Source organism: Streptomyces lincolnensis (genome assembly GCF_001685355.1).
GTDB lineage: Bacteria > Actinomycetota > Actinomycetes > Streptomycetales > Streptomycetaceae > Streptomyces > Streptomyces lincolnensis.
In genome coordinates, this window is record NZ_CP016438.1 from 4,057,055 (window position 1) to 4,075,565 (window position 18,511).

Here is an 18,511-nt window from a genome sequence, read left to right on the forward strand (position 1 = left end):
CTCACCCGTCCTTACCGGATTTCGAGGATCTTCTCCCGCATCGCGTACACCACGGCCTCCATCCTGGAGTGCAGTTGCAGCTTCTCCAGGATGTTGCGCACATGGTTCTTCACGGTGTTCTCGGAGATGAACAACTCCTTGGCGATGTCCCGGTTGTTCATCCCCGTGGCGACGAGCTTGAGGACTTCCAGCTCACGGTCCGTCAGCCGGGGCGCCGGCACGAGTCGGCGCTCGTCGGTGCGCTGGATCATCGACTTGAACTCGGTGAGCAGTTTCGACGCCATGGAGGGGCTGATCTGCGACTGTCCGTCGGCGACCGCGCGAATGGCGGTGGCCACCTCGTCGGTGGAGATCTCCTTGAGGAGATATCCGGTGGCACCCGCCTTGATCGCGTCGTAGAGATCGGCTTCCTCATCGCTGATCGTCAGCATGATGATCTTCGCGCTGGGCGCGACCTCCTTGATGGAGGTGCATGCCTCGATCCCGCCCCGCTTGGGCATCCGCACGTCCATCAGCACGATGTCCGGCAGCAGGTCGGCGGCCTTGTCGACGGCCTCGGCGCCGTCCCCGGCCTCGCCCACGACCTGGATGTCCTCCTCGGCCGCGAGCACGATCTCCAGGCCACGGCGGAAGAGGGCGTGGTCGTCCACCACCAGGACACGGATCGGCTCCTTGCGTGGAGAGCCCTCGTCCGGCCCCATGCCGACGGCGCCGTCGCCGGCGTCCTCGTCCTGCATCGGTCCGAAGCTGTCCGCCATCGTTCCTCCCCCTGAAGGCTGTGGCCCGTGGTCCTGCGCCATCGCCAACCCAAGGCTTCGGCCCACCGGTTGGGCCGATGAGGCCATGATTTCACGCTTGGACGACACTGCGGTGACAGAGCAGGGCGCGAAGTGGTCGCACACGGGTGCCCCTGGGGGCGCACACGCGCACCAGGGGCACCTGCTCAACCGTCTGCCGGGTGATCAGCCACCCAGTGTGCCCCCTGCCGCCGGGGGTTGCGCCTGGGTGACCATCGGGTCCGTGCTGAGGTGGATGACGCCGTAGTCGTAGGCGTGCCGCCGGTAGACGACACTCGGTTCCTTGGTCTCGGAGTCGATGAAGAGGTAGAAGTCGTGGCCGACCAGTTCCATCTCGTAGAGGGCCTGGTCGAGGGTCATCGGGGAAGCGACGTGGGTCTTCTCACGGACGACCAGAGGGCCTTCACCCTTGATCTCCAGCGAGCCGATCTTCTTGGTGGGCACTCCGTCGGGTTCTTCCTCCCGAACGGTGTGGCCGTTGCCGTTGAGCGTCGCCGCGCCCGGAACGTGGTCGGGGACCTCGGCCGCCGTGAGTCGGCGTGCGCCGCGACGTGTGTGGCGCTTGTCGTGCTGCTTGCGCAGGCGGGCGTCCAGCTTCTCCGCCGCCAGGTCGAGTGCCGCGTACGGGTCGCTGGCTGCCGCCTCCGCCCGGATCACCGGACCGCGGGAGCGGAGCGTGATCTCCACTCGGTCACAGCGGTCGGCCTGTCGGGGGTTCGGCTCCTTGGACACCTCGACGTCGAGGCTGATCACCTTGCCGTCGAGCTTCTGGATCTTCTCCAGCTTCAGCTTCTCGGCCACGTGCTTGCGGAACCGCTCGGGCACCTCGGTCTTGCGGCCCTTGACGACGATGTCCACGCAGAACTCCGTTCCCGGATCGCTCCGCCTCGCTGCGGAGCATCTCCCTTTTGCACCAGGCTCCGGTGAGCCCCGGAACCTCGGACTCGGTGACTTCCACCTCCTCCCCCGCGGGCAAGATCTCCACTCCACCGGCGCGGGTGACGCTGAAAATCCCGCGGCACGGCATTCGGATATGAGAGGTGTGGCCTGCGCCTTTCTCTCACAACCGAACATATCTCGCCTGGACGGATGTCGTCACCCTCTACCGCGGCGTACCTCCGTTCAGGTGAATAGGTCCTGTCATTACCTGCAACGATGCAAGTTCGCGGTCAGTTCCGGTTTATTTCGAAAGAATCAGGTGATGCCGCGACCACGGCCGCGCAGATCACGTCATGGGCAGTCCCGACGCCCGCCATTCCCGGCCGACGGGGCACTGCCGCCGTCTCCTCCTCCATCACCCCGGTCATCCGTTCCTCTCTGCTTTCCCGAGACACGGCCGCGTACACCGTCCTCGCCACCTCTTCACGCTCACCCGCCCCGACCGACACGGCACGCGCAAACGCCCCCTGAGAACCGACCGTGCCGTGGTCCCTCCCCGCCCGTACCGCGCGAGCCGCCTCCGCCAGAGACGCCCCCGTCGTCATCAGGTCGTCGACGAGTACCACCGGCCCCTCGTCGAGGAGCCGTCCGGCGCCCGGGGCCACCTCCAGCGCGCCCGCGAGATTCTCCAGCCGTTGCCGGGAGTTGAGCCCCGCCTGGTCGGCCACCCGCCGCCCCTGCCTCAGCACGGCGAGTACCCGGGCCGGCGTCCCGGACCGCCGCAGTTCACCGGCCGCCGCGAGCGCGATCCGCCGCGCCGGGTCATGCCCCCGCGCCCGGACCGCCCGCCGCGCGGACGGCACGGGAACGAGCAGAACGGTCCCGTCGCCCCAGCGCCCCGGCCCGCCGTGCGCACCCCCTCGCCCGCCCGCATCCATCCGCCCGTGGCGGTGACCGTGATCGTGGCCACGACCATGGGCATGAGCGTCCCCCGACCCGACCCCCGCGGTCCCGCCCGCCGACGCACCGCCGTCGGCCCATGCACCCCCGTCATCCCCATCCACCGGCTCGCCCCCGTCCACCCACACACGCGTTCCCCTCGCTCCGCCCCACACAGCCCCGTCGCGCCCCCACGTCCTCCTCTCCCGGCCGTCAGCCCATGCCCCGGCCCCTTCGGTCCAGTCGCTGCTCCCAGCCCGTCCCCGGGCCTCCTGGAGCCCCGCCCGCACAGCTCCCGCAAGGGCCGCGCCGAGCGGTGCCGCGAGCGCCATGGCGCCTCGTTCCTTGTGGGCGAGCAGTGCCGCCCGTACCTCGTCCGCGTACCGGGCCGCAGCGTGCACGACCGGCAGCCCCAGCGGCTCCGGCACCGGCCGCACCCGGCGCGGCACGGCTCCGCTCAGAACGGCACGGCACTGCGGACAGAGCACCGCACGAGGCCTCCCGCAGCCTCCGCACTCGGCCGGCAGCACCAGGTCGGTGAGGTCCTGCCACCACCCCCGCATGCCCACCACTGTGCCAACGCGCCCGCCGCCCGGCCACCCCTGTGGATAACTCCCTGTGGACAACTCCGAGACCCCGAAGCGGACGGCGGCCGCGACCCCGCGTCCGCCCCGCACTCGACGGACAACGGAAACGGCCGCCTCCGCCGGGATGTCCCCGACAGAAGCGGCCGCCCATCTCTCGCACCCGACCTCTCGGCCCGGACGAATCAGCCCAGACGAATCAGCCCGGATAAACCGGCGCCGTCCCCTCCGCGTCGACCTTCTCCCACTGCGTCCCGGTCCGCAGCCGGACGATCCCGTCCTCCGAGTACGCCACCAACGGCATCTGGTCGTCCTCGGACGCGGCGATCTCCTTCACACCCGTCAGCGCGGCGGGCGCGGGCCCCTCCGGCGTGGAGCCGTCGACCTGGACGTACCGCGTCTGCTGCACACCTCCGCGCTCGCGCCCGACCACCACGAGCCGGCTGTCCCCGGCCCACGACATGGCCGCGACCTCCTCCAACTCGGGTGCGGCGGAGCGCAGTTCCCGGACCGCGACGGCGGGCCGTTCGCTCTTCTCGCTCCGCTCGATCCGGCCGATGAGCAGGGACTGCTTGCCGCCCTTCTCCACGACGAGCGCGATCCGCACCCCGTCGGCGGCCACCCGGACATCCTTGATACGCCCTTCCAACCCCGGGATGTCCACCGTGAACGGATCGCCCCCGCCGTCCTCCAGCACCACCAGACGCGGGTCGCGCGGATCGCGGTCGGCCACCCACAGGTCGCCCTGCGCGTCCCAGCTGGGTGTCGTCAGCCGGTCGTTCGCCGTCGCACCCTTGCTGGTCAGGACGGCGTCGCCGAGCGATCCGGCCGCCGCCAGCGACGCGACGTACAGCTCCTTGCCGTCGGTGGCGACTCCGGCGGCCTTGTGCTCGTCACGCGAGACGGCCACCGACTGCAATGCCTTGTCGCCGTCACCGAGCGCCCCCGGCACCGGATCGTGCTGTGTACCGCTGCTGTCCGCCGCCATCCGCACGAGTCGCTTCCTGGCGTCCACGAAGTACAGGTACTCGGGCTGCTGCACCGAGCCCCGCGTGGCGACGGCGGGCGCGTCGTCCTCCTTCAGGCTGCACAACTGCTTGCCGCCGGCCCGCAGTTCGACCTCGTCCACCGCGGGAGTGAGGTCCTGAAGGGTGAACAGGACCTGGGCGGCCATCCGGTGGCACACGGACACACCGACCCGGGCGGCCCTGTCGTTCAGCGGCACGGTCAGCTTGTTCTGGTCGTCCGGCGTCAGCGAGGCGCCGTCGTCCTGAAGTCGCACCCCGGTGGGGAAACTCGACCCGGCGACCGGTTCGAGCCAGGTCGTGGGCCCGTTCAGCAGCGAACGCACCATCTGCGTCATGGGGTTCACGCGCTCGCGCACGTACACGGGATCGGCGACGGCCACGGTCGTCGGGCTCGTCCCCGAGACCGGGTAGTCGGCGAAGTAGTACTTGTCGACGGACAGGTAGTTGCGCTGGAAGTCCGACTTGCCCATGACGACACCCGGCGGCGGCCCGTCGATACGCCACTGCTTGGTCTTCGGATCGCGGACCAGATGCACCGACTGGTCGTAGCTGCCGTCCGCGGGCTCGTAGGACTGCTGCGCGTCCACCGTGGCGACCTTGGTGCCGGTCAGCGTGTACAGATCGTCGGCCGTGTCCTCCCGGCCGCCCGACCGCCGGGGGTCCATGTCCGGCGCCTCCGCGAGCACCGTGGTGGACAGCTCCGGATGCCAGCTCTTCGCCGCCTCGTTGGTCAGGTACTTGCGCGCCGTCTCATACTTCGGATCGTCGCTGGTCAGGGCCTCCAGGAAGCCCTGCACGATCTCCCCCGACGTCGCGTCCTCCTGGGGCGGCATCGCGAACACCCGCACCTGCGTGTCCTGACGCGGTGTGGAGTCGACGCCGCGCAGATCCCCGCTGTCGGGCATGGATGCACACCCCGCCAGCAGAACGACCCCGCAGGCGGCGTACGCGGCCACGCGCCCCGGTCCGCGCCGGGCGCGCCCCTCGCGGTCAGCGCCCACGAAATGCCTCCCCTTGACTGTGCGAGTCCTCTTGTCCGTACGACGCCTGCGCCTGCGCCTGCTCGTGCGGTTCCTCCGGGTGCCCGTGCGGGGCTTCCGGCCCGGTGCCCGCGCTGCCCTCGGGCCCACCGCGCGGCGCGTCCCCGACAGACGTGTCGTCCTGTCGTCGTACGCCCGAGGCGGGCCGCGGCACCACGCGCGCGCCGTTGCCGGGCAGCGCCGTCGGGTCCGCGGTGGCCGCCATGCCGGTCGGCCGCGGCGCGATCGGGTCGCGGGACGTCACCGGATCACGGCTCGGCTGGGCCGGCACGGTGGCCGCCTTCTCCGCGTTCCCACGCGGCAGACCGGCGTCGTCGAGTCCGCGATTGCGGCGGGAGTCCTTGGGCTCCAGCGGTATCGGGGAGCCCCTGAGCGGCTCGTCCGCGGTCCGCGGCAACGTCAGCCGGAACTGCGACCCGCCCCCCGGCTCGCCCCACGCCTGAAGCCAGCCGCCGTGCAGCCGCGCGTCCTCCAGGGCGATGGACAGCCCCAGGCCCGTACCGCCGGTGGTACGCGCGCGTGCCGGGTCGGCCCGCCAGAAACGGCTGAAGACACGGGTCGCCTCGCCGGGCTTGAGCCCCACGCCGTAGTCGCGCACCGCGACCGCGACCGCCCCGCCCGCCGCGGCGAGCTTGACGACGACGTCCTTGCCCTCGCCGTGCTCCACGGCGTTGACGACGAGGTTGCGCAGCACCCGCTCGACCCGCCGGGCGTCGGCCTCGGCGACGACGGGCTGCTGGTCGCCCACCACACGGATGTGCGTGCCCTTGCGCTCGGCGAGCGGCGCGGCCCCGCTGAGGACCCGCCGGACGACCTCCCTGAGGTCGATCGGCTCCGCCTCCAGCGCCGCCGCGCCCGCGTCGAAACGGCTGATCTCCAGCAGGTCCGCGAGCAGCGACTCGAACCGGTCCAGCTGGTCGGCGAGCAGTTCCGCCGACCGCGCGGTCACCGGGTCGAAGTCCTCCCGCGCCTCGTGAATGACGTCCGCGGCCATCCGTACGGTCGTCAGCGGCGTCCGCAGCTCGTGCGACACGTCCGACACGAACCGCCGCTGCATCCGCGACAGGTCCTCCAGCTGCTGGATCTTCAGCTGGAGGTTCTGCGCCATCTTGTTGAAGGCCTCGCCGAGCCGCGCGATGTCGTCCTCGCCGGTGACCTTCATCCGTTCCTGCAACCGCCCGGCGGACAGCCGCTCCGCGATCCCGGCCGCCATCCGCACCGGAGTGACGACCTGCCGCACGACGAGCCAGGCGATGGCCCCGAGGAGTACGACGACGAAGAGGCCGGCCGTCGCCAGGGTGCCCTTGACCAGGCTCAGCGACTTCTCCTCCTGGGTGAGCGGGAAGAGGTAGTACAGCTGGTACGGGTCGTCGTTCGGGTCGTTGACCTGCTTGCCGATGACGAGGCCAGGCTGGGCCTCCTTGCCGGCGGTGTCGTCGTAGACGATCCGCGTGTAGCTCTGGGCCGCCGCCGTGCTGCTGTCGACGCGCTCACGCAGCGCCTCGGGCACGCTGGCCGACCAGTCGACGTCACCGGAGGCACGCGGTCCGCGCCCGCCTCCGCTGGCGTCGCCCGCGGCCGGGAGCGTCACCACGTCGAAGGCGCCCTGGCCGCCGCTGGACAGCGACTCCACCAGGTCACTCATCCACTGGATGACGTTCTGCTCGGTGTGTTCGTCCACCGGGGCGCCGTCGTCGCCGGCCCCGGTCCCCGCCTCCTCGGCCTTCTGCTTGGCCACCGCGAACCCGCCGGTGGCCTGGCTCTGCGAGGCCTTCACCTTGGCGTCGAGCAGACCGTTGCGCACCTGCCCGATCACGACGAAGCCGAGCAGCAGCACGACACCCAGGGACATCAGCAGTGTCGTGACGACGACCTTGAGCTGGATGTTGCGCCGCCACAGCCGCATGACGGGCAGCAGCGGGCGCCGCACCCATCGCATGAACAGCCTGAGGACCGGGCTGCCCTGGACGCCGCCCTGGAGCAGCCCGCCCTCCAGGAAACGTCCCCAGCGGGAACCCGCCTTCTTCCGGCCGACAGGCCGCTCCGCGCGAGCCCCGGTCCGCCCGGGCGACGAAGCGGCGCTGTCTCCGGACATGTCAGCTGGGTCCTGCCTTGTATCCCACACCACGCACGGTCACCACGATCTCCGGCCGCTCCGGGTCCTTCTCGACCTTGGAGCGCAGCCGCTGCACATGCACGTTCACCAGACGGGTGTCCGCCGCGTGCCGGTAGCCCCACACCTGCTCCAGGAGCACCTCACGCGTGAACACCTGCCACGGCTTGCGCGCCAGCGCCACCAGCAGATCGAACTCCAGCGGCGTCAGCGCGATCGACTGCCCGTCCCGCTTCACCGAGTGACCGGCCACATCGATGACCAGATCGCCTATGGCGAGCTGCTCGGGAGCCGGCTCCTCCGACCTCCGCAGCCGCGCCCGGATCCGGGCCACGAGCTCCTTCGGCTTGAACGGCTTCACGATGTAGTCGTCGGCACCCGATTCCAGGCCCACGACGACGTCGACGGTGTCGCTCTTGGCCGTGAGCATCACGATCGGCACCCCGGACTCCGCCCTGATCAGGCGGCACACCTCGATACCGTCCCGCCCTGGCAGCATCAGATCGAGCAGCACCAGATCGGGCTTGGACTCACGGAAAGCGGCCAGCGCCTTGTCGCCGTCGGCTACGAAAGACGGCTCAAAACCTTCACCACGCAGCACAATGCCGAGCATCTCGGCCAGTGCGGTGTCGTCGTCGACGACAAGGACTCGTCCCTTCATAAACGACATCATCCCATTAGCTAATCGTTACCTGGCGTGACCTGGCACACAGCTCGGCAAGAGCCTCGGCGGTCACGGGCGAAACGGCGCCCTCTTCCGTGACAATCGCGGTCACCAGCTCGGGCGGCGTCACGTCGAACGCCGGGTTGTACGCCTGGGTCCCCAGGGGTGCCACCGGAATCCCGCCTCCCGCTTCCGCTCCCGCCACCGGCACCTGGGGTGCTGTGACCTCGGTCACCTCATGACCGGGACGTTGCTCCACCTCGATGGACGCCCCGTCCGGGGTGTCCAGATCGATCGTGGTCACCGGTGCCACCACGATGAACGGCACATGGTGGTACCGAGCGAGCACCGCGAGCGGATAGCTTCCCACCTTGTTCGCCACCGAGCCGTCGGCCGCGATGCGGTCCGCCCCGATCAGCACCGCGTCCACCTCTCCGGCCGCGAACAGCGAGCCCGCCGCATTGTCGGTCAGCAAGGTGTACGCCATTCCGCTGCGAGCCGCCTCGTACGCCGTCAGGCGAGCACCTTGCAGCAACGGACGCGTTTCGTCCACCCACAGCCGCCTCAGCCGCCCCACCCGGTGCGCCGCCAGGGCCACCGCGAACGCCGTTCCCTCGCCGCCCGACACCAGCGATCCGGTGTTGCAGTGGGTGAGGATGCGGTGCCCGCCACCGGGCAGCAGCTCGTCCAGGAGAGCCAGCCCGCGCTCGGCCATCCGGGCGCTGGCCTCGGCGTCCTCCCGGTGCAGCTTCCGCGCCGCGGCGAGCGCCGCCTCGGCGGCCTGCCGGGCGTCGCCGCCCTTGCCGAGCTCGGCCTGGAACGCGGCCCGCGCCCGGCGCACACCGACGGCGAGGTTCACCGCGGTGGGACGCGCGCCCGCGAGCGAGTTCGCCGCATCGTCCACGTCGAAGCCACGCGCGGCGGCGAGCGCGACACCGTACGCGCCCGCGATGCCGAGCAGCGGCGCCCCGCGCACCGCGAGCGAACGGATCGCCTCCACCAGCGCGGACGCGTCCGTGCAGACCAGCTCGACCTCCTCGGCCGGCAGCCTTGTCTGATCGAGAAGTACCAGTACGGGACCTTCTGGTGGCTCCTCCCAACGGATCGCCGGTATCTCGGTCGGCCTGCTGTCCTCGCCGGTTTGCGCGTACTGATCAGCCATGCGGTCAGTCTGCCCCTTATCCGGCGGACAATTGAAGGTGTGCAGCCCATACCGCGGCTGGTCACTCGACGACCACCCCATGGCACGATGGGCGCCAACCTGCCACCGCGACCGCGGACGGGCACCGTGAAGGAGCGACGATGAACGACACTCCGGGCTGGGCCTCGCCCGGATCCGCCCCGTCCGACGGGCAGGAGCCCGGTGCGTCCGGCCCCACGGAGCCGACCGACCGCCCCGGCCCCGCGAACCCCGCGGCACAGCCCGGCACAGACCCAGAGGGCCCCGGCACGAAGTGGTCCAAGGAGCAGCCGCCACCCGGCCAGTGGTCCGCCCCCACCGGCCCCGCGACCCCGGACCAGGCCCCGCCGCCCCCGCCCCCCGGCCCGGGCTGGGGCACCCCGCCCCCGCCCCCTGGCGGCCCCGGCGGCTACGGCCCTCCCGGTGGGCCCGGCGGCCCCGGTGGACCGGGCGGTCAGAACGGCTGGGGAGGCGGCTACGGCCCTCCCGGCGGATACCCCGGTTACGGTGCCTACGCCGGCTGGGGCGGCCCCCCGCCCGCCGCCAAGCCCGGCGTGATCCCCCTGCGCCCGCTCGGCGTGGGCGAGATCCTCGACGGCGCGGTCTCCACCATGCGCACCCACTGGCGCACGGTCCTGGGCATCTCCCTGACCGTCGCCGTCCTCACCGAGGTCGTCGCCATCCTGCTCCAGGGCTTCGTCCTGAACGACAGCGCCGACACCGAGGCCCTCAACGACCCGAGCGCCACGCTCGACGAACTCTCCCGCGCCATGGGCGACGCCGCGCTCAGCTCCGCCGTCCTCTTCGTGATCTCGCTGGTCGGCACGGTCGCGGCCACCGCCCTGCTCACGACCGTCACCAGCCGCGCCGTCCTCGGCAAATCCGTCACCGCGGCCGAGGCCTGGCGCGACGCCCGCCCGCAGGTGCTGAAGCTGCTGGGCCTGATCCTCCTGCTGCTCCTCATCACCGTCGGTGTCGTCTTCGCGGGCGCCGTGCCCGGCATCCTCGTGATCGTCTCGGGCGAGACCACGGGAGGCGTCGTGCTCGCCTTCCTGGGCATGCTGGGCACTGGCATCCTCGCCCTGTGGCTGGCGGTCCGCTACTCCCTGGCGTCCCCCGCGCTGATGCTGGAGAAGCAGAGCATCACCAAGTCGATGAGCCGCTCGGCGAAGCTGGTCCGCGGCTCCTGGTGGCGGGTGTTCGGCATCCAGCTGCTCGCGACGATCATCGCGAACATCGTCGCGGCGATCGTGGTCATCCCCTTCACCTTCCTCGCCGCGGCACTGGGCGGCGACGGCATCGGCGGCTTCCTCAACGGCACCGGCGACCTCGGCTGGACCTTCCTGGTCGTCAGCGGCATCGGCTCGGTGATCGGCTCCATGATCACCTTCCCGATCACGGCCGGCGTCACCGTGCTTCTCTACATCGACCAGCGCATCCGCCGCGAGGCCCTCGACCTCGACCTGGCCCGCGCCGCCGGCGTCCAGGGCTACGGCACCGCCCCCACTCCCGGGAGCTGATGCGGTGAGCCTGGCGGGGGGAGTTCTCACAGCGGTACCGGCACTGCCGCACGCCGCCGAATCGGCCGTACGCATCGTGCTGCGCGCCGGCGACGCATCCGTACGCGCCGTGCTGCGCGCCGCGGACACCGTGTCCGTCCTGTCGCTGGCGCGCTCCGACGACGCCCCGCCGCTGACGACCCCGCGCGACCCCGCGCGGGAAGCGGCCCGGCGTGAACTGACCAAGCGGATGTACCACGAGAACGACCCCAGCCTCCTCCAACGCGCCCTGGACGCCTTCTGGGACTGGGTCGGCAAGCTCTTGGGCAGCGCGTCGGCCGCGACCCCCGGCGGGCCGCTCGGCCTGGTCGTCGTCATCCTGATCGTCATCGCGGTCCTGGGCGCCCTGTGGTGGCGCCTGGGCGCCCCGCGCCGCGAACCGACGTCCGCCCCGGCCCTGTTCGACGACCGCCCCCGCAGCGCCGCCGAACACCGCGCGGCCGCCGAGGCACACGCGGCCCAGGGCCACTGGAACCAGGCCGTCCAGGAACGCATGCGGGCCATCGTGCGCTCCCTGGAGGAACGCGCCCTCCTGGACACCCGCCCCGGCCGCACCGCGGACGAGGCCGCCACAGAAGCCGGCCGCACCCTTCCCCCGCAGTCCGACCGGCTGCGCACCGCCGCCCGGGACTTCGACGACGTGACATACGGCGGCCGCAGGGCGAGCGAGCAGTCGTACCACCGCATCGCCGAACTCGACCGCGACCTGGAGCGCACCAAACCGCAACTCGCGAACAGCAGCCACAGCACGGCCCCCAACACCCGCCAGGGAGCCGCCGAATGACCACCGAGGCCACGCTCCCCTCCACCTCGGCCTCGCCCACCGCCCGCCAGGTGTGGACCCGCGCGCGAGGCGTCGTCCTCGCCCTCGTGGTGCTCCTGGCGGCGGCCGTCGCGATCGCGGCGATCCGCTCCGACGCCCGCCACGGCGAGCTCGACCCCCGCTCCGCCGACCCCTACGGCAGCCGCGCCGTCGCCGAACTCCTCGCCGACCGGGGTGTCTCCACGCGCGTGGTCACCACCCTCGACGAGGCACGCGCCGCGGCCGGCCCGGACACCACCCTCCTGGTCGCCGTCCCAGATCTGCTGACGGAGCGCCAACAGGGCCGGCTCTACTCCGCGACCGCCGAATCCGCGGGCCGTACGGTCCTCGTCGCCCCCGGCGGTACGTCCGTCGAACGGCTCGCCCCCGGCATCGTCGCCGCCCCCGCCACCAGCCTCGACTCGACGCTCTCCCCCGGCTGCGACCTGGCCGCCGCCCGACGCGCCGGCACCGCCGACACGGGCGGCATCCGCTACACGGTCACCCGCCCCGGCGCCGACGAGTGCTACCCCAGCGAACGCCTGGCCACCCTGGTGCGTCTTCCGGCGGAATCCGGCAACGGCGACACCGTCGTGCTCGGCGCACCCGACATCCTCTTCAACAACCACCTCGACGAGCAGGGCAACGCCTCGCTCGCCCTCCAACTCCTCGGCTCCCGCCCCCATCTGGTCTGGTACCTCCCGTCGCTCTCCGACGCCTCCGCCGCCGATCCGGACGACGAAAAGGGCTTCTTCGACCTGCTCCCCTCGGGCTGGCTCTGGGGCACGCTTCAGCTCTTTATCGCCGCGGGCCTCGCCGCCTTCTGGCGGGCGCGCCGACTCGGCCCCCTCGTGCCCGAGAAACTCCCCGTGGCGATCCGCGCCTCCGAATCCGTCGAAGGCCGAGCCCGCCTCTACCGCAAGGCGAACGCCCGCGACCGCGCCGCCGCCGCTCTTCGCTCCACCACCCGCACACGCCTCGCCCCCCTCGTCGGTGTCCCCGTGACCCAGGCGCACGCGCCCGAGGCCCTGCTCCCCGCACTGTCCGCCCACCTCCACACGCCCGGAGACGGACAGACCATGCACGCTCTCCTCTTCGGCCCACCGCCCAGCGACGACGCAGCACTGATCTCGCTCGCCGACCAACTCGACGCCCTCGAAAGAGAGGTACGCCGTCCATGATGGACCCGACCACTGACAACGCCGGGAACACCGGGGACGCGGACACCGCCCGCGCCTCCCTGGAAGCCCTGCGCGCCGAGATCGCCAAAGCCGTGGTCGGCCAGGACCCCGCCGTGACCGGCCTCGTCGTCGCTCTCCTGTGCCGCGGACACGTCCTCCTCGAAGGGGTCCCCGGCGTAGCCAAGACCCTCCTCGTCCGCGCCCTCGCCTCCGCGCTCGAACTCGACACCAAGCGCGTCCAGTTCACCCCCGACCTGATGCCGAGCGACGTCACGGGCTCTCTCGTCTACGACGCCCGCACCGCCGAGTTCTCCTTCCAGCCCGGCCCGGTCTTCACCAACCTGCTCCTCGCCGACGAGATCAACCGCACCCCGCCCAAGACCCAGTCGTCCCTCCTGGAGGCCATGGAGGAACGCCAAGTCACGGTCGACGGCACCCCCCGCCCCCTCCCCGACCCGTTCCTGGTCGCCGCGACCCAGAACCCGGTCGAGTACGAGGGCACGTACCCCCTTCCGGAAGCCCAGCTGGACCGTTTCCTCCTGAAGCTGACGATCCCGCTGCCGTCCCGCCAGGACGAGATCGACGTCCTCACCCGCCACGCCGAGGGCTTCAACCCGCGCGACCTGCACGCCGCCGGCGTACGCCCCGTCGCGGGCCCCGCCGACCTCGAAGCAGCCCGCGCCGCGGTCGCCAAGACGACGGTCTCCCCCGAGATCACCGCCTACGTGGTCGACATCTGCCGTGCCACCCGCGAATCGCCGTCCCTCTCCCTCGGCGTCTCCCCGCGCGGCGCGACGGCCCTGCTCGCCACGGCCCGCGCCTGGGCCTGGCTGACCGGCCGCGACTACGTCACCCCCGACGACGTCAAGGCACTCGCCCTCCCCACCCTCCGCCACCGCGTGCAACTCCGCCCGGAGGCCGAGATGGAGGGCGTGACGCCCGACTCGGTCATCAACGCGATCCTCGCGCACGTCCCGGTCCCCCGCTGATGGCCCTCACCGGACGCGCGGCACTCCTCGCAGCCCTGGGCTCCCTCCCCGTAGGCATCTGGGACCCCAGCTGGACGGGCATCCTTGCGGTCAACGCCCCCCTGGCCCTCGCGTGCGCCTGCGACGCCGCGCTGGCGGCACCCGTGCGACGCCTGGGCCTGACCCGCTCCGGCGACACCTCCGTACGTCTCGGCGACACCGCCGATGTCACCCTCACCGTCACCAACACCTCCCGCCGCCCCCTCCGCGCCCACCTGCGCGACGCCTGGCCCCCCAGCAGCTGGCAGCCCGGTACAGAGGTGGAGGCATCCCGCCACCACCTCACAGTGCCCCCTGGCGAACGCCGTCGTACGACCACCCGTCTACGCCCGACCCGCCGCGGCGACCGCCAAGCGGACCGCGTCACCATCCGCTCCTACGGCCCTCTCGGCCTCTTCTCTCGCCAGGGCACCCACAAGGTTCCCTGGACGGTACGGGTCCTGCCGCCGTTCACCAGCCGCAAGCACCTCCCCTCCAAGCTGGCCCGCCTGCGCGAACTGGACGGCCGAACCAGCGTCCTCACCCGCGGCGAAGGCACCGAGTTCGACAGCCTGCGCGAATACGTCCCCGGCGACGACACCCGCTCCATCGACTGGCGCGCCACAGCCCGCCAGACCACGGTCGCCGTACGCACCTGGCGCCCCGAGCGCGACCGCCACATCCTCCTGGTCCTCGACACCGGCCGCACCTCGGCAGGCCGCGTCGGCGACGCCCCCCGCCTCGACGCCTCCATGGACGCCGCCCTCCTCCTGGCGGCCCTGGCCTCCCGCGCCGGCGACCGCGTCGACCTCCTCGCCTACGACCGCCGCGTCCGCGCCCTCGTCCAGGGCCGTACCGCAGGCGACGTCCTGCCGTCCCTGGTCAACGCCATGGCATCCCTGGAACCCGAACTCGTCGAAACAGACTCGCGAGGCCTTACGGCTACGGCGCTCAGGTCGGCCCCTCGCCGCTCCCTGATCGTCCTGCTCACGAGCCTCGACGCAGCCCCGGTCGAGGAGGGCCTGCTCCCCGTCCTCCCGCAGCTCACACAGCGCCACACAGTTCTGCTGGCGTCAGTGGCAGATCCCCACATCGCCCGCATGGCAAGAGCACGCGGAAATTCCGATGCCGTCTATGAGGCCGCAGCAGCAGCCCAGGCTCAGTCCGAACGCCATCGCACCGCAGAACAACTCCGCCGCCACGGCGTGACAGTCGTCGACGCCACCCCCGACGATTTGGCGCCGGCACTGGCAGACGCATACCTGGCACTGAAGTCGGCGGGGCGGCTGTAGTCGCCCCGAGCGGGGGTGCCGGAAATAGAAAAAGCCCCGTGCCAATGGCACGGGGCTTTTCTCAAAAATTGTTCGGCGGCGTCCTACTCTCCCACAGGGTCCCCCCTGCAGTACCATCGGCGCTGTAAGGCTTAGCTTCCGGGTTCGGAATGTAACCGGGCGTTTCCCTCACGCTAAAACCACCGAAACACTATGAAACTGTACAGCCGCACCGTATGTAGCCAACACGGGGCCGTTCGTGGTTTCAGAACCAACACAGTGGACGCGAGCAACTGAGGACAAGCCCTCGGCCTATTAGTACCGGTCAGCTCCACCCATTACTGGGCTTCCACATCCGGCCTATCAACCCAGTCGTCTACTGGGAGCCTTAACCCCTCAAAGGGGGTGGGAATACTCATCTCGAAGCAGGCTTCCCGCTTAGATGCTTTCAGCGGTTATCCCTCCCGAACGTAGCCAACCAGCCATGCCCTTGGCAGGACAACTGGCACACCAGAGGTTCGTCCGTCCCGGTCCTCTCGTACTAGGGACAGCCCTTCTCAATATTCCTGCGCGCGCAGCGGATAGGGACCGAACTGTCTCACGACGTTCTAAACCCAGCTCGCGTACCGCTTTAATGGGCGAACAGCCCAACCCTTGGGACCGACTCCAGCCCCAGGATGCGACGAGCCGACATCGAGGTGCCAAACCATCCCGTCGATATGGACTCTTGGGGAAGATCAGCCTGTTATCCCCGGGGTACCTTTTATCCGTTGAGCGACGGCGCTTCCACAAGCCACCGCCGGATCACTAGTCCCGACTTTCGTCCCTGCTCGACCCGTCGGTCTCACAGTCAAGCTCCCTTGTGCACTTACACTCAACACCTGATTGCCAACCAGGCTGAGGGAACCTTTGGGCGCCTCCGTTACTCTTTAGGAGGCAACCGCCCCAGTTAAACTACCCATCAGACACTGTCCCTGATCCGGATCACGGACCCAGGTTAGACATCCAGCACGACCAGACTGGTATTTCAACGACGACTCCCCCTGAACTGGCGTCCAGAGTTCACAGTCTCCCAGCTATCCTACACAAGCCGAACCGAACACCAATATCAAACTGTAGTAAAGGTCCCGGGGTCTTTCCGTCCTGCTGCGCGAAACGAGCATCTTTACTCGTAGTGCAATTTCACCGGGCCTATGGTTGAGACAGTCGAGAAGTCGTTACGCCATTCGTGCAGGTCGGAACTTACCCGACAAGGAATTTCGCTACCTTAGGATGGTTATAGTTACCACCGCCGTTTACTGGCGCTTAAGTTCTCAGCTTCGCCACCCCGAAGAGTGACTAACCGGTCCCCTTAACGTTCCAGCACCGGGCAGGCGTCAGTCCGTATACATCGCCTTACGGCTTCGCACGGACCTGTGTTTTTAGTAAACAGTCGCTTCTCGCTGGTCTCTGCGGCCACCCCCAGCTCATGAAGTAAATTCAATCACCGGTGATGGCCCCCCTTCTCCCGAAGTTACGGGGGCATTTTGCCGAGTTCCTTAACCATAGTTCACCCGAACGCCTCGGTATTCTCTACCTGACCACCTGAGTCGGTTTAGGGTACGGGCCGCCATGAAACTCGCTAGAGGCTTTTCTCGACAGCATAGGATCATCCACTTCACCACAATCGGCTCGGCATCAGGTCTCACCCTCATGAGAGACGGATTTACCTATCTCTCGGGCTACACCCTTACCCCGGGACAACCACCGCCCGGGATGGACTACCTTCCTGCGTCACCCCATCACTCACCTACTACCACCGTGGTTCGGCGGCTCCACCACTTTCCATTCCCCGAAGGGTCCGGAACGGCTTCACGGCCTTAGCATAAATGGGTTCGATGTTAGACGCTTCACAGCGGGTACCGGAATATCAACCGGTTATCCATCGACTACGCCTGTCGGCCTCGCCTTAGGTCCCGACTTACCCTGGGCAGATCAGCTTGACCCAGGAACCCTTAGTCAATCGGCGCACACGTTTCTCACGTGTGTATCGCTACTCATGCCTGCATTCTCACTCGTCAACCGTCCACAACTCGCTTCCGCGGCTGCTTCACCCGGCAGACGACGCTCCCCTACCCATCACGATCCCCGTTGGGGGTATATATCGCAATGACACGACTTCGGCGGTACGCTTGAGCCCCGCTACATTGTCGGCGCGGAATCACTAGACCAGTGAGCTATTACGCACTCTTTCAAGGGTGGCTGCTTCTAAGCCAACCTCCTGGTTGTCTGTGCGACTCCACATCCTTTCCCACTTAGCGTACGCTTAGGGGCCTTAGTCGATGCTCTGGGCTGTTTCCCTCTCGACCATGGAGCTTATCCCCCACAGTCTCACTGCCGCGCTCTCACTTACCGGCATTCGGAGTTTGGCTAAGGTCAGTAACCCGGTAGGGCCCATCGCCTATCCAGTGCTCTACCTCCGGCAAGAAACACACGACGCTGCACCTAAATGCATTTCGGGGAGAACCAGCTATCACGGAGTTTGATTGGCCTTTCACCCCTAACCACAGGTCATCCCCCAGGTTTTCAACCCTGGTGGGTTCGGTCCTCCACGAAGTCTTACCTCCGCTTCAACCTGCCCATGGCTAGATCACTCCGCTTCGGGTCTTGAGCGCGCTACTATACCGCCCTATTCGGACTCGCTTTCGCTACGGCTTCCCCACTCGGGTTAACCTCGCAACACACCGCAAACTCGCAGGCTCATTCTTCAAAAGGCACGCAGTCACGACTGCATGTGCAAGCACATACAGCGACGCTCCCACGGCTTGTAGGCACACGGTTTCAGGTACTATTTCACTCCGCTCCCGCGGTACTTTTCACCATTCCCTCACGGTACTATCCGCTATCGGTCACCAGGGAATATTTAGGCTTAGCGGGTGGTCCCGCCAGATTCACACGGGATTTCTCGGGCCCCGTGCTACTTGGGTGTCTCTCAAACGAGCCGCTGATGTTTCAACTACGGGGGTCTTACCCTCTACGCCGGACCTTTCGCATGTCCTTCGCCTACATCAACGGTTTCTGACTCGTCCTGTCGCCGGCAGACGACAGAAGAGAGATCCCACAACCCCGCATACGCAACCCCTGCCGGGTCTCACACGTATACGGTTTGGCCTCATCCGGTTTCGCTCGCCACTACTCCCGGAATCACGGTTGTTTTCTCTTCCTGCGGGTACTGAGATGTTTCACTTCCCCGCGTTCCCTCCACATACCCTATGTGTTCAGGTATGGGTGACAGCCCATGACGACTGCCGGGTTTCCCCATTCGGAAACCCCCGGATCAAAGCCTGGTTGACGACTCCCCGGGGACTATCGTGGCCTCCCACGTCCTTCATCGGTTCCTGGTGCCAAGGCATCCACCGTGCGCCCTTAAAAACTTGGCCACAGATGCTCGCGTCCACTGTGCAGTTCTCAAACAACGACCAGCCACC

At 68.9% G+C, this 18,511-nt stretch carries 12 protein-coding genes and 2 rRNA genes; 5 read left to right on the forward strand and 9 right to left on the reverse strand.

Translation table 11 applies throughout. The features are described from left to right. Window positions 1–11 precede the first annotated feature (11 nt). The 7 genes from SLINC_RS17905 to mtnA form a co-directional block, all read right to left on the reverse strand. On the reverse strand, window positions 12–758 hold the full coding sequence (locus SLINC_RS17905) for a response regulator (protein ID WP_067433747.1): 747 nt from the start codon (window positions 756–758) through the stop codon (window positions 12–14). 204 nt (window positions 759–962) lie between these two features. Continuing rightward, window positions 963–1,655, reverse strand: a complete 693-nt coding sequence (hpf, locus tag SLINC_RS17910) for a ribosome hibernation-promoting factor, HPF/YfiA family (protein WP_067433750.1) — start codon at window positions 1,653–1,655, stop codon at window positions 963–965. Window positions 1,656–1,966: 311 nt separating this feature from the next. Beyond that, entirely contained in the window at window positions 1,967–2,740 is a 774-nt protein-coding gene (locus tag SLINC_RS50420) for a ComF family protein (RefSeq protein WP_375141530.1), read from the reverse strand. A gap of 658 nt (window positions 2,741–3,398) precedes the next feature. Then, window positions 3,399–5,228, reverse strand: coding sequence for an LpqB family beta-propeller domain-containing protein (locus tag SLINC_RS17920; RefSeq protein WP_067433756.1), 1,830 nt, complete (start codon window positions 5,226–5,228; stop codon window positions 3,399–3,401). Continuing rightward, the gene (mtrB, locus tag SLINC_RS17925; protein WP_067433760.1) at window positions 5,218–7,362 is read right to left on the reverse strand and encodes an MtrAB system histidine kinase MtrB; all 2,145 of its coding nucleotides are present in this window, start codon (window positions 7,360–7,362) and stop codon (window positions 5,218–5,220) included. The genes SLINC_RS17920 and mtrB overlap by 11 nt, the downstream gene beginning before the upstream one ends. A gap of 1 nt (window position 7,363) precedes the next feature. Then, window positions 7,364–8,053, reverse strand: coding sequence for a two-component system response regulator MtrA (mtrA, locus tag SLINC_RS17930; RefSeq protein ID WP_187284748.1), 690 nt, complete (start codon window positions 8,051–8,053; stop codon window positions 7,364–7,366). A gap of 4 nt (window positions 8,054–8,057) precedes the next feature. After that, the gene (mtnA, locus tag SLINC_RS17935; RefSeq protein ID WP_067433763.1) at window positions 8,058–9,206 is read right to left on the reverse strand and encodes an S-methyl-5-thioribose-1-phosphate isomerase; all 1,149 of its coding nucleotides are present in this window, start codon (window positions 9,204–9,206) and stop codon (window positions 8,058–8,060) included. 140 nt (window positions 9,207–9,346) lie between these two features. On the opposite strand from mtnA, the gene SLINC_RS17940 reads away from it, so the two are divergent. From SLINC_RS17940 to SLINC_RS17960, 5 genes are read left to right on the forward strand one after another with little or no spacing between them, the layout of a single operon-like run. Next, window positions 9,347–10,744: a proline-rich domain-containing protein gene (locus tag SLINC_RS17940; protein WP_067433766.1), complete on the forward strand. Its 1,398-nt coding sequence runs from the start codon at window positions 9,347–9,349 to the stop codon at window positions 10,742–10,744. Between the two features lie 4 nt (window positions 10,745–10,748). Further along, window positions 10,749–11,567 (forward strand): DUF4129 domain-containing protein, encoded by an 819-nt coding sequence (locus SLINC_RS17945; protein ID WP_067433769.1) that lies wholly within the window; start codon window positions 10,749–10,751, stop codon window positions 11,565–11,567. Continuing rightward, window positions 11,564–12,766 carry a DUF4350 domain-containing protein gene (locus tag SLINC_RS17950; protein WP_067433772.1) on the forward strand — a complete coding sequence of 401 codons (1,203 nt, stop codon included), beginning with the start codon at window positions 11,564–11,566 and terminating at the stop codon, window positions 12,764–12,766. Before SLINC_RS17945 ends, SLINC_RS17950 begins: the two co-directional genes overlap by 4 nt. Further along, the gene (locus tag SLINC_RS17955; protein WP_107406626.1) at window positions 12,766–13,755 is read left to right on the forward strand and encodes an AAA family ATPase; all 990 of its coding nucleotides are present in this window, start codon (window positions 12,766–12,768) and stop codon (window positions 13,753–13,755) included. Before SLINC_RS17950 ends, SLINC_RS17955 begins: the two co-directional genes overlap by 1 nt. Next, window positions 13,755–15,065 carry a DUF58 domain-containing protein gene (locus SLINC_RS17960; RefSeq protein WP_067433778.1) on the forward strand — a complete coding sequence of 437 codons (1,311 nt, stop codon included), beginning with the start codon at window positions 13,755–13,757 and terminating at the stop codon, window positions 15,063–15,065. Before SLINC_RS17955 ends, SLINC_RS17960 begins: the two co-directional genes overlap by 1 nt. A 70-nt stretch (window positions 15,066–15,135) precedes the next feature. Here SLINC_RS17960 and rrf read toward each other — a convergent pair. Together rrf and SLINC_RS17970 are read right to left on the reverse strand one after the other, a co-directional pair. Beyond that, a 5S ribosomal RNA gene (gene rrf / locus SLINC_RS17965) occupies window positions 15,136–15,252 on the reverse strand. An 87-nt stretch (window positions 15,253–15,339) separates the two neighbouring features. After that, window positions 15,340–18,463: ribosomal RNA gene (locus SLINC_RS17970) — 23S ribosomal RNA — on the reverse strand. Between the last annotated feature and the right edge of the window lie 48 nt (window positions 18,464–18,511).

What these genes read in the sequence shown, in the direction of transcription:
- mtrB (WP_067433760.1), bottom strand. Translation starts at nt 7,362, where the DNA reads ATGTCCGGAGACAGCGCCGCTTCGTCGCCCGGGCGGACCGGGGCTCGC.
- SLINC_RS17950 (WP_067433772.1), top strand. Translation starts at nt 11,564, where the DNA reads ATGACCACCGAGGCCACGCTCCCCTCCACCTCGGCCTCGCCCACCGCC.
- SLINC_RS17960 (WP_067433778.1), top strand. Translation starts at nt 13,755, where the DNA reads ATGGCCCTCACCGGACGCGCGGCACTCCTCGCAGCCCTGGGCTCCCTC.
- SLINC_RS17905 (WP_067433747.1), bottom strand. Translation starts at nt 758, where the DNA reads ATGGCGGACAGCTTCGGACCGATGCAGGACGAGGACGCCGGCGACGGC.
- SLINC_RS17940 (WP_067433766.1), top strand. Translation starts at nt 9,347, where the DNA reads ATGAACGACACTCCGGGCTGGGCCTCGCCCGGATCCGCCCCGTCCGAC.
- mtnA (WP_067433763.1), bottom strand. Translation starts at nt 9,206, where the DNA reads ATGGCTGATCAGTACGCGCAAACCGGCGAGGACAGCAGGCCGACCGAG.
- mtrA (WP_187284748.1), bottom strand. Translation starts at nt 8,053, where the DNA reads ATGATGTCGTTTATGAAGGGACGAGTCCTTGTCGTCGACGACGACACC.
- SLINC_RS17955 (WP_107406626.1), top strand. Translation starts at nt 12,766, where the DNA reads ATGGACCCGACCACTGACAACGCCGGGAACACCGGGGACGCGGACACC.